9 protein-coding genes are annotated in these 16,175 nt (G+C 33.9%); all 9 read left to right on the plus strand.

The genetic code is table 11. The features are described 5' to 3' along the window. The first annotated feature begins 17 nt into the window (after positions 1-17). The 9 genes from X927_RS09675 to argC all read left to right on the plus strand — a co-directional run bounded on the left by X927_RS09675 (position 18) and on the right by argC (position 16,003). The gene (locus tag X927_RS09675) at positions 18-1,772 is read left to right on the plus strand and encodes a M3 family oligoendopeptidase (RefSeq protein ID WP_103077867.1); all 1,755 of its coding nucleotides are present in this window, start codon (positions 18-20) and stop codon (positions 1,770-1,772) included. A gap of 62 nt (positions 1,773-1,834) precedes the next feature. Beyond that, a complete protein-coding gene (locus X927_RS09680) occupies positions 1,835-4,492 on the plus strand; it encodes a CBS domain-containing protein (RefSeq protein WP_103077868.1) in 2,658 nt (885 codons plus the stop codon). A 330-nt stretch (positions 4,493-4,822) separates the two neighbouring features. Beyond that, entirely contained in the window at positions 4,823-6,019 is a 1,197-nt protein-coding gene (gene argJ / locus X927_RS09685) for a bifunctional glutamate N-acetyltransferase/amino-acid acetyltransferase ArgJ (protein ID WP_342750030.1), read from the plus strand. Next, a complete protein-coding gene (argB, locus tag X927_RS09690; protein WP_103077870.1) occupies positions 6,016-6,915 on the plus strand; it encodes an acetylglutamate kinase in 900 nt (299 codons plus the stop codon). The genes argJ and argB overlap by 4 nt, the downstream gene beginning before the upstream one ends. Next, the gene (locus X927_RS09695) at positions 6,902-8,086 is read left to right on the plus strand and encodes an acetylornithine transaminase (RefSeq protein WP_103077871.1); all 1,185 of its coding nucleotides are present in this window, start codon (positions 6,902-6,904) and stop codon (positions 8,084-8,086) included. Before argB ends, X927_RS09695 begins: the two co-directional genes overlap by 14 nt. 1 nt (position 8,087) lies before the next feature. Further along, positions 8,088-9,131, plus strand: coding sequence for a glutamine-hydrolyzing carbamoyl-phosphate synthase small subunit (carA, locus tag X927_RS09700; RefSeq protein ID WP_103077872.1), 1,044 nt, complete (start codon positions 8,088-8,090; stop codon positions 9,129-9,131). A gap of 25 nt (positions 9,132-9,156) precedes the next feature. Beyond that, positions 9,157-13,647: a carbamoyl-phosphate synthase (glutamine-hydrolyzing) large subunit gene (gene carB / locus X927_RS09705; RefSeq protein ID WP_103077873.1), complete on the plus strand. Its 4,491-nt coding sequence runs from the start codon at positions 9,157-9,159 to the stop codon at positions 13,645-13,647. Further along, positions 13,644-14,969 (plus strand): argininosuccinate lyase, encoded by a 1,326-nt coding sequence (gene argH, locus X927_RS09710; protein ID WP_103077874.1) that lies wholly within the window; start codon positions 13,644-13,646, stop codon positions 14,967-14,969. Before carB ends, argH begins: the two co-directional genes overlap by 4 nt. Beyond that, a complete protein-coding gene (argC, locus tag X927_RS09715; RefSeq protein WP_103077875.1) occupies positions 14,966-16,003 on the plus strand; it encodes an N-acetyl-gamma-glutamyl-phosphate reductase in 1,038 nt (345 codons plus the stop codon). Before argH ends, argC begins: the two co-directional genes overlap by 4 nt. Positions 16,004-16,175 lie beyond the last annotated feature (172 nt).

The following is a 16,175-nucleotide window of genomic DNA, read 5'->3' on the forward strand; positions in this document are numbered from 1 at the left end:
AAGGGAGATGAACTGTTTTGCCTACTTGGGATTTAACGTTTTTTTATTCTTCACCCAAGGACTCACAAATTAATGAAGATTTCGAAGAAAGCTTGAGAAAAATCAAAAAGTTACAGCAGCAATATTATGACAAACTATCTGACCCTTCTTTGACGCCAAGTGAGTTGAAAAATTTCTTCCAAGAGTTTGAGAAAATTTTAAAAATGCATAATTTTACTTACCAGTACTGTCACTTGCTTTATGATTCCAACACCCAAGATGAAACTGCTCAAAAACTCTATGCCGTGGCTAAAGATTACGATTCAAAAATAGAAATGGAATCATCCTTTTGGAAGCCGACATTATTGAAGCAAAATGAAGAGAAATTGAATGAATTGATGCATGACCAGGAATTGAAAGATTACACTCATGTGATTCAACGGCTTATTAAATCAAAAAATCATATCTTGAGTGAAGATGCCGAAAAGGTATTAGCTGCTATGTACAACTCATCACGTGGAGGCTTTGAAGAGCTATATGGTCGGTTAACAAGTTCATATACTTTCAAGTTAGAGATCGATGGGGAAATCAAAGAATTAACCGATCCACAAGTAAGGGCTTTAAGAAGAAAACCTGATTTAAAATTAAGACGTCAAGCAATGAAAGAATTCTTTAAAAAGTATGACGAAGATAGCCTCATCTTCGAAAAAACATACAATTCTATCGTAAAAAATTACGACACAGAGGCTAATTTGAGAAACTTCCAAAGCCCGATTTCTATGAGAAACTTGAACAACGAAGTTGAAGATGAAATTGTGGAAACCGTTATAAAGGTCACCACTGACAAAACGCCTATGGTTCAGCAATATTACAGATGGAAAGGTAAAAAGTTGGGTATAGAACAAACGCTTGCTGATATCTATGCGCCTTTAACAAACGTGCAAAAAGAATATTCTTTTGAAGAGGCACAGAAGATTGTTTTAGATTCATATTACGAGTTCGATGAAGAAATTGGAGAACTTGCTGAGTCTTTCTTTAAAGAAAAAAGAATCGATGCTGAAATAAGAAAAGGTAAAAGGGGAGGAGCTTACACATCTTATGCGCTTCCAAATAAAAAACCTTTTATTTTGTTGAATTTTACAGCTACTCTTGCCGATGTAGGTACTTTGGCGCATGAGTTGGGACATGGGATACATGGAACTTTAGCCTCTGAACAAAACATTTGGAATTATCACCCTCCTTTAACGATGGCGGAAGTTGCCTCTGTCTTTGGTGAGATGTTGGTTATTGACAAGATACTACCCACTCTTTCAGAAGAAGAAAGAACGGGGTACCTGGCATCAAATATTGAAGGAATGTTTTCGACGATGTTTAGACAAAATATGATCGCCAGATTCGAAATATCATCTCACAATTTGATAGAACAAAATAGAAGTGCAAGTTGGAAAGAACTTGCAGAACTGTATAAAAAAGAATTAGAAATAATGTTTGGTGATTCAGTAATAATACCAAAAGAATATTACTATGAGTGGGCAAGTATACCTCATATCTTTAGAACACCTTTTTACGTATATGCATACAATTTTGCTAATTTATTAGTCTTAGCTTTATACCAACAGTACAAGGTTGAAGGAAAATCTTTTGTACCGAAATACAAAGAGTTGCTTAGAAGTGGTGCAAAAGATTCACCCAAAGAATTACTAAAAAAAATTGGGATTGACATTTCAAATAAAGATTTTTGGGAAAAAGGTTTCGAATTCATAGAAAGGGAATTTATTAGCAAATTAGATTGAATTAAGTTAACCAAATTCAACATGTTTTTAAATAATGGATTTAATCCAAGGGAGAATTTATCTTGGTTCCTAAAATTATAATAACTACGCATAAAAATGCTGATTTTGACGGTTTTGCTGCATGTGTTGCGGCATCATTAATATATGAAGATGCTATTATTGTACTTGAAGGAGAACCTCAGCAAAATCTTAAGGAATTTTTGAATATATACGATATTCCATACGAAAAGGAAAATAATTTTATAAAAGATTATCAAGAAGAAATAAAAAACCACAAGTTCGAAAAAGTTGTGATTGTAGATACTGCGGATATCAATAGAATTCCTGAATTTATAAAATCTCTTATTGAGCAAGGAATAGAAGTTGACATATATGATCATCATCCAGAGTTAAAGGAGCAAAATATCAAAGGTAATAATTATTCAAAAGAAGTAGGAAGTGCCACAACATTAGTTGTTCAAAAATTATTAGAAAGAAAAATAGTTCTTCCTGATACTTATGAAACTCTTTTTTTAATAGCAATTCATGAAGATACTGGTAATTTTGTATATTCTACAACAACGTCATTGGATCATCAAATCTCTGCAGAATTATTAAAAGGCGGTGCCAGGATAGAAGAGGTAGAAGAGTTTGTTTCGTTAGAAATGACAAAAGAGCAAAAAGAACTTTTTGACAAACTCTATAACAATGTTCAAGAGCTTACCTTGGAGGAAATAACTATACATATCGCTTATTCTGAAATCGACAAATTTATAGGTGGGTTAAACGTTATAACCCACAAATTGTTTGAAACTCTTACTCCGGATGTTTTGTTTGTTGTTGTAAAAATGGGCAAAAGCATTTATATAGTTGCAAGATCAAGGATTGAAGAAATAGATTTAAATAAAATACTATCTTTATTTGGTGGCGGGGGTCATAAAAAAGCTGGTTCAGCTAAAACAAAAGGTCTTAGAATACAAGAGGTTATTGACAAGATTAAAAAAGAGTTAAAATCTTCTTTTGTCCCAGTTTTAAGAGCAAAGCATATTATGTCATCTCCCGTAAGAACCATATTATCATTTGAAACGGTTGAAAGGGCTCATGAATTGATGTTTCAAACAGGACATTCTGGCCTCCCTGTAATTTCTGATAATAAATTAGTGGGTATTGTAACTAAAAAAGACATAGAAAAAGCAATGAAACATGGTTTAAAAAATGCACCTGTTAAAGCTATAATGAGTACTAACTTAAAAGTTGCTGATGTAGAAACCTCGTTGAATCAAGTGAGAAGGATCATGGCAGAAGCAGACATCGGAAGGATTCCCGTTTTAAAAGATGGTATACTTGTTGGTATAATAACTAGAACAGACCTTTTGAGGGCAACTAACGGAGTTTTTAATTTTTCACTTAGCCCAATTTTAGAAGAAAAGTATAAATCGCAAAATCTAAAAAAAGAAATGGAAAAAATTCTACCCACATCTATTCTTAATCTTCTAAAACTTATTGGGCTATATGGGAATGAGTTGGGGTTAAACGTATATGTAGTAGGAGGATTTGTCAGGGATCTTTTGCTAGCAATTAACTCTAAATCAAACGGTACAAAGTCAATACCCTACGATATAGATGTAGTAGTGGAAGGGGATGGTTTGTTATTTGGTAAATATGTTGCTAAACAATTGAGAGCAAAATATATTGAACATCCTAAATTTCACACCTGCTCAATTTTTTATAGAAATGGGGAAAATAAGATAATAAGGATTGATATTGCAACCGCCAGAACAGAATATTACGAAGAAGCAGGAGAATTACCAAAGGTGGAATTATCAACTATTAAAAAAGATTTATACAGAAGAGATTTTTCTATAAACGCCATGGCCATAAAACTTAATTCGGGTTCCTTTGGAATACTGATGGATTTTTTTAATTGTAAAAAAGATCTTGAAGAAGGCAGAATCAGGATACTTTATCCACTCTCTTTTATCGAAGATCCTACTCGAATATTGAGAGCTATAAGGTTCGAACAAAGATTTGGTTTTGAAATTGAGCCTAACACCTTAACAAAATTAGAAGAAGCTGTAGAAAAGGGATATTTGGAAAAAGTGACTGGAATGAGGATAAGAGAAGAATTAGAAAAAATATTAGAAGAACCTGAACCAATGAAAGCAGTAAAAAGAATGGGTAAACTGAAAATAATTTTCCACTTGTTCGAAAAAACTTACTATTCTCCCACACTAGAAAAAGATTTAGAAAAACTTTTTGATGTTAAAAATTACTTCAAAAACAACTTACCAAATTATCTGAATAAAGTAAGAGTATTCCACCTAGTTTTAGACGTTCTACTGCAATACACTCCAGAAGAATCTCTCAAAAAAATTAGCGAAAGATATGGATTACCGAAAGATTTTATTAAGAATTTAAAGCAAGTGAAAAACGTATATAGTGAAATTTCTAAAGATTTAAACAACAAAGAAAAAATATTAAATTTGTCGTACTACTATGAAAAAACCAACGGTTTTCAAAATGAACAATTAATTTTCTTAGCAGTAAAGCTTCCAGAAGAATTATTGGAAAAATACTATGAATATTTACGAAAGATTGAGAAACTAAAACTCTCCATCACGGGGAAAGATTTACTAAAGAAAGGATACGAAGGTGCTCAAATTAAAGCAAAGTTAGAAGAAATAAAGAAAAAACTCTTGAATGGCGAAATACAACCTGGCGAAGAAAAAAATTTGATATAAATTTGACAACTCAATTTTTTTATGTTATAATCCCTAAAATTTAGCAAAAGGAGTTTTTTGAATTTATGACTATTTGTGAAAAAAATTTCATCTCTTATAATCAAATAAATTTAAATAACAATAGGAGGCGCCCATGTAGCCGGTGGATCATAAGCACCGGTAATGGGTGCTTATGAGGTTGGGAGATGGTTATTCTCCTAATTGAGTTTTAATCCATGCGGCTACATCTTTTAAGATGTAGCCGTTTTTTTTAGAGTTTCTAAAGTCAGTAAGTTCAAAAGAATAGAGGGAGGTTAGTGTATGGAAAGTACGGAAATAATGCAAGAAGGTATTGTTTTACCATTGGGTTTTAAAGTCTGGGGAATTCACTGTGGGATCAAGAAGCTCAAAAAAGATTTAGGACTGATATACTCAGAAAAAAAGGCTAATGCCTCAGCTGTTTTTACCACGAATAAAGTTAAAGCGGCTCCAGTTATTTTGAGTATGGAGAACATTAAGGATAACGAAATGCAAGCTGTTATTGTGAATAGTGGTAACGCAAACGCTTGCACGGGTGTAAAAGGATATTCAGATGCAATAAGCATGGCAGAAAAAACCGCTGAAATCTTAAATTTAAAACCAGAAGATGTATTTGTAAGTTCAACAGGTGTTATAGGTGTTCCATTGCCAATTGAAAAAATTTTAAACGGCATAGAATCATTTGAAAAAAATATTGATTTAGCAAATGATGATCTTGTAAGTTTCGCACAGGCGATAATGACTACAGATACCTTCCCAAAAATTAATTCTACACAAGTTGTGATTGGTGGTAAAAAGATCACAATAACTGGGGTTGCCAAAGGTTCAGGTATGATTCATCCCAATATGGCTACAATGTTGTCTTTCATTTTGACAGATGCAAACATTTCTAAATCAGCCTTGAATAAAGCTTTAAAGCAATCAGTTAATGATTCTTTCAATTTGATAACGGTTGATGGCGACACTAGTACCAACGATACGGTTCTTATTTTGGCTAATAAGCAGGCTAAAAACGAAGAAATTACAGAAGATTCTCACGAATACAATTTATTTCAAAAAGCCCTTTATGAAGTAGTTGAAAATTTAGCAAAAAAAATTGTGATAGACGGGGAAGGTGCTACTAAATTTTTTGAGGTACAAGTAAAAAATGCCAAGACAAAAGAAGATGCTAAATTGATCTCAAGGTCCATAGCCAAGTCTAATCTAGTAAAAACAGCAATTCATGGAGAGGACGCTAATTGGGGAAGGGTGTTAGCGGCCGCTGGTTATTCAGGAGGAAACTTTGATCCCAATAGAGTAGATGTCTGGTTTCAAAGTTGTGTAGGAAAGATTCAACTTTGTCAAGATGGTCATTTTATTGAGTTTAACGAAATTAAAGCAAAAGAAATTCTCGGTGAGAAAGAATTGAAAATTATTGTAGATTTAAAAGATGGTGAAGAGAGTGCTATTTCTTGGGGATGTGATCTTAGTTACAAATATGTAGAAATAAATGGAGGGTACAGAACATGATAAAAGCTGAAAAGTTTTCCGATGAGATATCTAAAGCGGAAGTTTTGATCGAAGCTTTACCCTACATAAAAAAATTTGCAGGAAGTATTGCTGTTATTAAGTTTGGTGGTAACGCTATGAAAGACCCACAAATTAAATCGATGATCGCAAAAGATATCGTACTTATGAAATATGTTGGGTTGAATCCTGTTATCGTTCATGGAGGAGGACCAGATATCAATAAAATGCTTGCGAGTTTAAATATAGAAACAAAATTTGTAAATGGATTAAGGGTAACTGATGAAAAAGTTATGGAAATAGTAGAGATGGTGTTGGTTGGTAAGGTAAATAAAGAGATTACATCGTTGATAAATAAAATAGGGGGAAAGGCTGTTGGATTGAGTGGAAAAGACGCAAATTTATTGTTGGCAGAAAAAGATTTGTCCCAAGGGGATTTGGGTTATGTTGGTAAGTTAATAAATGTGAATAAAGAGGTAATTTTGAATTTAACTGAAAAAGATTATATCCCCGTAATCGCTCCTTGTGCAATTGGGAAAGATTGGAAAACTTATAACGTTAATGCCGACATAGCGGCAGGTAAAATTGCTTCCTCTTTGAAGGCGGATAAATTTGTTTTATTGACAGATGTAGAAGGCATCTTGAAAAACAAAGAAGATGAAGAAAGTGTAATTTCAAGACTGTCATATAGAGAAGCAAAAGATTTATTGAATTCTGAATTTATCACTGGTGGAATGATTCCTAAGTTAAAATGCTGCATCCAAGCGTTAGAAGGCGGAGTAAAAAGAGCACACATAATAGATGGAAGAATTCCCCATGCTTTACTTTTAGAAATATACACAGACAAAGGTGTGGGAACTATGATAGCGAAGGAGGTTTACGATAATGATAATCTCTGAAGATAAAAAGTATGTAATGAATACTTATTCAAGATTTCCTATAACTTTAGTTCAAGGGAAAGGTATAAAGGTTTGGGATGAAAACGGTAAAGAGTACTTAGATTTTGTAGCTGGGATCGCCGTTAATGCTTTGGGACATTCTCACCCTGCAGTTGTTGAATCGGTAAAATCTCAAGTTGACAAATTGATCCATATTTCTAACCTCTATTGGAATAGTAATCAAATACAGTTAGCCAAGATGATCTGTGAAAAATCGTTTGGGAAAAGTGCCTTTTTTTGCAACAGTGGAGCAGAGGCGAATGAAGCTGCGATTAAGTTAGCAAGAAAATATGGAAACACTAAGTACAATGGGCGAAGATACAAAATTATCACGGCAAAGAACTCATTTCATGGAAGAACCTACGGTGCATTGACGGCAACAGCCCAGCCAAAATATCACAAAAACTTCGAACCTCTATTGGAAGGATTTGAAAGTGTAGAGTACAACGATATAAATTCACTAAAGTCGGCCATTGATGAAAATACATGTGCTGTAATGTTAGAAGTTATTCAAGGTGAAGGGGGAATAAACGAAGCAAAAGATGAATATCTTCAACAAGTTAGAAAACTTTGTGATGAGAACGATCTTCTTTTAATTTTTGACGAAGTTCAAACAGGGATAGGAAGAACCGGAAAACTTTTTGCCTATGAACATTCTGGAGTGGTACCCGATGTGATGACCCTTGCGAAAGCCTTAGGTGGTGGTTTCCCCATCGGTGTGCTTGTTGTGAATGAAAAAGCTGACGTATTTACACCTGGGGATCATGGATCGACATTTGGTGGGAATCCATTAGCCTGTGCAGTTGGCATGGCTGTTATGAAAAACGTTGCACAAGAATCTTTTCTGAATACTGTGAAAGAAAATGGTGAATTTTTCAAAAGTCAATTATTAGCAATGAAGGAAAAACATTCGATAATTGATAAGGTTAAGGGAAAAGGTTTGATGATTGGAGTCAAGTTAGACATAGAAGAAGGCAGTGATATAGTAAAAAAAGCTATGGAAAAAGGACTTTTGATAAATCTTTTAAACCACAATGTTTTAAGATTCGTTCCTCCTCTTATAATCACAAAAGAGGAGATAGCCAAGGGTATGAATATTCTCGAAGAAGTTTTTGTAGAAATGGGGTATTAAGATGAAAGGATTTATAAAGTTAAATGATTCTACCATTTTTGAAGGAGAAATTATAAGTAAAAAAGATTTTGGACAAGGCGAAGTTGTCTTTAACACGTCTATGACTGGATACGAAGAATCAATAACGGATCCGTCTTATGCAGGAGAAATACTGGTAATGACCTATCCATTGATCGGAAATTATGGTGTAAATTTAGAGAATTTACAGTCAAAAAGACCCACCATCAAAGGTTTGATAGTTAAAGATTACTGTCAATTTCCCTCTCATCACACATCTCAGTATTCACTTTTAGATTATTTAAACCAACATGAAGTGCCTATTTTAAGTAAAGTAGATACAAGGGCCCTTACGAAAAAGTTAAGGATAGAAGGTAGTATGAATGGTGTGATAACCACAGAGGAGGATTTTGAAGTTCCAACTTCCAATGAGAATTTACTTGATAGCGTTTCAACAAAGGAAATTTATAGAATTCAAGGGAACGGTCCAAAGATAGCCTTAATAGACTTGGGAGTTAAGAAAAATATAGTAAACCAGCTCAAATCTAAAGGTTACGATCTTTACGTTTTTCCATATAACAGTAGTAAAAATGATGTAGATAAAGTTCAACCAGATTTAGTATTATTCTCCAACGGCCCCGGTGATCCAAAAAAGGCAAAAGAAGCAATACTTTTAGCTAAGGGGTTTATAGGTGAGAAACCACTTTTTGGGATTTGTTTAGGTCATCAAATAATATCTTTGGCGTTGGGTTTTAATACTGTAAAAATGAAATTTGGTCATAGAGGTACCAACCATCCTGTGAAGAATTTATTGAATAATAAATGTTATATCACTTCTCAAAACCACGGTTATATGGTTGAAAAAGAGTCAGTGAAAAACAAAAATGTAATAATCACCTACATCAATTTAAACGATCATAGTATTGAGGGAATTATGCACAAGAAGTATCCCATTTTTACTGTTCAATTTCATCCAGAAGGTGGGCCTGGGGTTCACGATACAACTTTTATTTTTAAAAAAATTAAAGATTCAATCTATAGAAACTAAAAACATACTTCCGGGGAGGTCAACAATGCCAAAAAAACGCGAAATAAAAAGTGTTTTAGTGATAGGTTCTGGACCAATAATAATAGGTCAAGCTGCAGAATTCGATTATTCAGGAACCCAAGCTTGTAAATCTTTAAAAGAAGAAGGATGTAAAGTAATATTGGTAAACAACAATCCTGCAACTATTATGACTGATACAGAAATAGCAGATGTAGTTTATATGGAAAACCTTGAAATGGATACTTTAATTTCCATTATAGAGAAAGAAAAACCCGATGGGATTTTAGGAACATTGGGAGGACAAACAGGCTTAAATCTAATTATCAAACTAAAAGATAGTGGAATTATCGATAAGTACGATATTCAAGAATTGGGAACGTCAGTTGAATCCATAAAAATAGCAGAAAGTAGAGAATTATTTAAAAGAAAAATGCAAGAAATTGAAGAACCTATCGCTGAAAGCCTCACTGTGTCAACAGTATCCGAAGCCCTAAATTTTGCTAGCCAAGTTGGGTATCCTTTGATAATACGCCCAGCATACACTTTAGGAGGAACAGGCGGTGGATTCGCTTACACCGAACAAGAGTTAATCGAATTTGTAGAGAATGGGCTGAAAAAGAGTATGATGAAAGAAGTCTTAATAGAAAGATCGTTATTGGGTTGGAAAGAGATCGAATACGAGTTAGTTAGAGATTCTTTTGATAATTGCATCACCGTATGTAATATGGAAAATTTTGATCCTGTTGGAATTCACACTGGAGATAGTATAGTTGTGGCACCTTCTCAAACGTTGACAGATCAAGAACATCAAATGTTAAGGGACTCATCCATTAAGATAATAAAAGCTTTAAAGATAGAAGGTGCCTGCAATATTCAGTTTGCCCTCAATCCTTCTAACAAAGAATATCGAGTTATTGAAGTGAATCCTCGTTTGAGTAGATCCAGTGCCTTAGCGTCCAAAGCAACCGGGTATCCGATAGCAAAAATTGCTACGAAAATCGCGTTAGGATTTTCTTTGGATGAAATAAAAAATCCGGTTACGGGAAAAACAACAGCTTTTTTTGAACCATCTTTAGATTATGTTGTAACAAAGATTCCACGATGGCCTTTTGATAAGTTTTATCAAGCTGATAAAAAAATAGGTACACAAATGAAATCCACCGGGGAAACGATGGCACTTGGACGTACCTTTGAAAGTTCTTTGTTAAAAGCAGTTCGCTCCCTTGATATGAAAATTAAAGGCTTGAGAATTAAAGAAGTGCAAAAAGAGAGCGATGAAGAATTAGTAGAACATTTACACATCCCAAACGAAAAAAGATTATTTCATATTGCCGAAGCACTTAGAAGAGGTTATAAGGTTTTTGATATTCATAAATTAACTTATATAGATAACTGGTTTTTAGAAAAAATAAAAAACATCGTCGATTTTGAAAATAGTATTAGATTTTCCCAATTGAATTACGACCTTTTACTTAAAGCAAAGGTTCTTGGCTTTTCAGATCAAGAAATATCTGAATTAAAAGGTTTACCAGAAGATGAAGTTAGAGAATTGAGAAAACGCTATGGTATTACCCCATCATACAAAATGGTTGACACATGTGCAGCGGAGTTTGATTCAGTAACACAATATCTCTACTCAACTTATGGTGAAGAGGACGAAATAGAAGTTCACAAGGACATAAAAAAAGTCATTGTGATAGGTGGAGGCCCAATAAGAATCGGACAGGGCGTAGAGTTTGATTATTGTACAGTTAAAGCTCTATGGGCATTAAAAGAAAAAGGTATCAAATCAATCATCATAAACAATAATCCTGAAACCGTCAGTACAGATTTTGATACAGGTGATAGATTGTACTTCGAACCCCTTACTCAAGAAGATGTTTTGAATATCATAGAAAAAGAAGATCCAATGGGAACAATGGTCATGTTTGGAGGGCAAACTGCTTTGAATCTAAGCGAAGATCTCGAAAGACGTGGAATCAAAATTTTGGGAACTTCATATGAGGATATTGACTTGTGTGAAGATAGAAAACGATTTTCGCTGTTGTTGAAAAAGTTAGGGATCAACCATCCCCGTGGTGGGTACGTTACTTCATTTGATGAAGCTAGAGAAATTGCTAACCGTATAGGGTTTCCTCTTTTAGTTAGACCCTCTTATGTGATAGGAGGACAATCTATTGAAAAGGTTAATTCCGAAGATGAATTATTTGAGTATTTATTACATGCTTTAGACTTATCACCCAATAGACCAGTTCTAATAGATGAATATATAGAAGGGATAGAAGCTGAAGTTGATGCAGTCTCTGATGGAGAAAATGTATTAATTCCTGGAATAATGGAACATATTGAAAAAGCGGGAATTCATTCAGGTGATAGTTTTGCTGTATTTCCTGCCAAAAGCTTGTCTGAATTAGAAGAGAAAGAAATTGTGAGATACGTTGAAAAAATATCAAAAGCGGTGAACGTTAAAGGTTTAATAAACATTCAATTTATCGTGAAAGAGGGAAAAGTTTACGTTATAGAAGTGAATCCTAGGGCTTCAAGGACAGTTCCAATAATCAGTAAAGTAACGGGAATCCCTATGATAAAACTCGCGGTTGAAATTGCATTAGGTAATAACTTGAAAGAACTTGGGTGTTATGAACCTTTTTATCCGAAAATCCCATATACGGTGGTTAAAGCACCAATATTTTCATTAGAGAAATTGCCAGGTGTTGAAGTTGCATTAGGCGCAGAAATGAAATCCACAGGGGAAACTCTTGGCATCGATTTCAATTATCATAATGCGATGTATAAAGCTTTTAAAAGCGCTCATTTGGATGTTCCTTCTACAGGTAATGTACTATTATCATTTCCAGAAAAAGTAGTAAAGGGGAGTAAAAGTTTTGTTAAATATCTTCAAAGCTGTGGATACGAATTGTGGGGAACCACCGGGACAGCAGAAGCTTTTAAATTGATAGATATTAAAATAAAAGAGATAGATCATCAAAAATCATTAGAGTTAGTAAAGAAAGGTTATTTTTCAATGGTTATTAATTTACCTACAAAAGGGAAGAACGTATCCAACTTTGGATTCAAGTTAAGAAGAGCATGCTTAGAAAACAGCATTCCGTTATTTACAGCATTGGAAACAGCTCAAAAATCAATTGAAGCAACAAAGAATTGCAAAATTGGGGAAAATAATATACAGTCCTTGAACGAATATGTAGATTATTATCATAATCTACTAAAAAATCTACAAATATCAAAAAGAGGTGAATCATTTATGAAAACCGGGGAAAAGGTAGTATTGGCATATTCAGGAGGGTTAGATACATCTGTAATCATACCATGGCTAAAAGAAAAGTATGATTGTGAAATTATTGCGGTATGTATCGATGTAGGTCAAGGAGAGGAAACTCATGCTATCGAAAAAAAGGCTCTTTCAAGTGGTGCAAGTAAGGTTTATGTAGAAGATGTTGTGGAAGAATTTGTAACCGATTATATTTATCCAACCTTAAAAGCTGGAGCAATCTACGAGGGTAAATACTTATTGGGAACATCCTTTGCAAGACCTCTAATGGCAAAAAAACTAGTTGAGATTGCCCAAAAAGAAGGTGCAAATGTTATTGCTCATGGTTGTACAGGTAAAGGTAATGATCAAGTAAGATTTGAAGTATCTATTAAGGCATTAGATCCTTCTATAAAAATTATTGCTCCTTGGAGAATATGGGAAATTAAGTCTAGGGAGGAAGAAATTGCCTATGCCCTAAAGAAGGGAATTCCAATATCTATAACCAAAGAAAAAATATACAGTGTAGATAAAAATATATGGCATATAAGCCATGAAGGAGGAGATTTAGAGAATCCATGGAATGAACCTAAACCTGAGTTATTCGATATGGTTACTCCACCTGAAAAAGCACCCGATGTTGCTGAATATGTAACCATAGAATTTGAAAAAGGGATTCCAGTGAAGATAAACGAAGAAGAACTTTCGCCCGTAGAGTTGATAAAAAAAGCCAATGAAATTGCATCAAGAAATGGTGTGGGGATTGCAGATATCGTAGAAAATCGATTAGTTGGAATGAAATCAAGAGGTGTGTATGAAACTCCAGGTGGAACATTACTATATACTGCACATAAAGAACTGGAAAGCTTGGTACTTGACAAAGAAACGTCAAGATTCAAAGATTTAGTGGCACAAAAGTATGCGGATCTTGTTTATAATGGATTGTGGTTCTCTCTGTTGAAAGAAAGTTTAGATGCTTTTGTTGATGAAACGCAGAAGGTTGTTACCGGTGTTGTGAAATTGAAACTTTACAAAGGGAACATTATAATTGCAGGATTAAGTTCACCATATTCCTTATACAACGAAGAGTTAGCTACATTTGGAGAAGATAAGATTTATGATCAAAAGGATGCAGAAGGTTTTATAAACTTGTTTGGACTACCTTTGAAGATGAGAGCTTATCAGATGAAGCATTTTGTTGAAAATCAAAAATATAACAAAACGACTGTAGGAGGAGAACAATGAAATTGTGGGGTGGTCGGTTTAAAGAAAAAATTGCAGAAGATATGGAAATTTTTAATTCATCGATAAATGTCGATATCAGATTATTGCCCTACGATATAGAAGCTTCTTTAGCCCATGCGAAAGGGTTGAAAAAGGCAAAAATAATTACTGACGAAGAGTTTGAACAAATTGAAAGAGCGTTAAGAGAAATAAAAGAAGAAAAGTTTGAAGAGATTCCAATAGTAGAAGATGTGCACACATTGGTAGAGCAAATGTTGGTTGAAAAGATAGGAGACGTTGGCAAAAAAATTCACACAGCAAGAAGTAGGAACGACCAAATAGCAACAGATGAAAGATTGTATTTACGAAATGAAATATTAAAAATTATAGATTTATTAGGCCAATTAAACGCTGTTTTATTGGAACTTTCCAAAAAGTACAAAAACAAAATTATGCCCGGTTACACACATATGCAAAGAGCTCAACCTATCACATTTTCACATCATTTATTAGCTTACATGGAGATGTTTAAAAGGGATATAGAACGGTTGAAAGATTCTTTAAAAAGAGTGAATGTTTTGGTTTTAGGTTCAGGAGCTTTAGCTGGAACATCATACGATATAGATAGAATGTATGTGGCTTCATTGTTAGACTTTAAAGAGGTTTCACTAAACAGTATTGACGGAGTAAGCGATAGGGATTTTATCATTGAATTCTTATCAATAGCTTCCCTGATAATGATGCATTTGAGTAGATTTTCTGAGGAAGTAGTACTTTGGTCTACCCAAGAGTTCAATTTTGTGGAATTAAGTGACCAATATTCGACTGGAAGTAGTATAATGCCACAAAAGAAAAATCCAGACTCCGCTGAATTAATCAGGGGTAAAACAGGTAGGGTATATGGAAATTTGTTTGCCCTTTTAACAACTATGAAAGGCTTACCCCTAGCATATAACAAAGATATGCAAGAAGATAAAGAACCTCTGTTTGATACCGTTGATACATTAAAAGGTTGTTTAAAGGTATTTATTGGTTTGTTGGGAACGATACGTGTGAACGAAAAAAAGATGGAAGAGGCGGTAAAATTTGGCTATCTCAATGCAACGGATCTGGCAGATTATTTGGTCAAAAAAGGGATCCCTTTCAGAACCGCTCACGATATAGTTGGAAAATTAGTTGCATATGCTATAACAAAAAATGTCTCTTTAGAAGAGCTTAATATTTCTGAATTTAGAAATTTTTGTCAGCTGATAGATGAGGATGTGTATGAATTTTTAGATCTAAAAAATATTCTAAAACGCCGTAAAACAATAGGGGCAGCAAGATGGGAGGAAGATGTATGAAGGTTGGTATACTTGGGGCAACAGGATACACAGGTATTGAATTAGTCAGAATTCTTTCAAAACACCCGAATGCTAAAATAAGTTATTTGTCATCAAAACACTTTGAATCCCAATTAATTTCAGAAGTTTATCCGGGATTACAAGGAATTTGTGACCTTATATTAGAGGGTGATGATTTCAAAAAAGCGGTTGCTACTTGCGATATAATATTTTCAACTTTACCTCACGAACTAACTTTTGAAATAGCTCAGATGGTAATGGATGCAGGTAAGAGATTGATAGATTTAGGTTCTGCATTTCGTTTCGATGACTTTAATGTCTTCAAAAAGTGGTATGGTTCAAATGATGACATAGAATACGATAAATTCAACAAAGTCTACGGATTAACTGAGTTAAATAGGGAAAAGATTAAAAATGCACAAATTGTGGGCAATCCAGGTTGTTATCCAACTAGTGTGATTTTGGCATTAGCCCCTGTTTTAAAAAATAGAGTTGTATCAGATAAAAACATAATTATTGACAGTAAATCTGGGGTATCAGGTGCAGGTCATGAACCTAAATTTAGTAACTTATATTCAGAATGTAACGAAAATACAAAACCTTATAACGTGGCTAAACATAGACATATTCCAGAAATAGGGCAGGAGTTATCAAAAATAATGCAAGAAGAGGTAAAAATTGTTTTCACCCCACATCTTGTTCCTATGACAAGAGGAATTTTAAGTACGATTTACTGTAATTTGGGATCAGATATAACCTTAAATGAGGTTTACGATCTTTACCAAGAGTTTTATAAAAACGATTATTTCATAAAAATTCTGAACCCTGGAAAGTATCCATCTACAAAAAGTGTGGTTGGCTCCAATTATTGCCAAATAGGTTTTGAAATTGATGAACATACAAATACTTTAATAATCATGTCTGTGATTGACAATTTAGTGAAAGGTGCCAGTGGTCAGGCAGTACAAAATATGAATTTAATGTTTGGATTGCCTGAAAATAAAGGTCTTGATATAATAAGAATCTTTCCATGAACTTGATATATCTTTAAATTTAAGGTATAATTAAAAAAATCAAAAGAACTTTTATCCTTATGGGCGGGGAGCAGGGCGAAGGGTTACTAAGGCATGTTTTAAAGTTCCCAAAGAGAGTATATAAAACTGAAAGGAGGGAGGGTACGATTCTTCTAAATGTAATGGAAAGAAG

Source organism: Petrotoga mexicana DSM 14811 (assembly GCF_002895565.1).
Taxonomy (GTDB): domain Bacteria; phylum Thermotogota; class Thermotogae; order Petrotogales; family Petrotogaceae; genus Petrotoga; species Petrotoga mexicana.

Excerpts from the sequence above, each read along its gene's own strand:
- argB (WP_103077870.1), top strand. The coding sequence starts at position 6,016 with ATGATAAAAGCTGAAAAGTTTTCCGATGAGATATCTAAAGCGGAAGTT.
- X927_RS09695 (WP_103077871.1), top strand. The coding sequence starts at position 6,902 with ATGATAATCTCTGAAGATAAAAAGTATGTAATGAATACTTATTCAAGA.
- carA (WP_103077872.1), top strand. The coding sequence starts at position 8,088 with ATGAAAGGATTTATAAAGTTAAATGATTCTACCATTTTTGAAGGAGAA.
- carB (WP_103077873.1), top strand. The coding sequence starts at position 9,157 with ATGCCAAAAAAACGCGAAATAAAAAGTGTTTTAGTGATAGGTTCTGGA.
- argH (WP_103077874.1), top strand. The coding sequence starts at position 13,644 with ATGAAATTGTGGGGTGGTCGGTTTAAAGAAAAAATTGCAGAAGATATG.
- argC (WP_103077875.1), top strand. The coding sequence starts at position 14,966 with ATGAAGGTTGGTATACTTGGGGCAACAGGATACACAGGTATTGAATTA.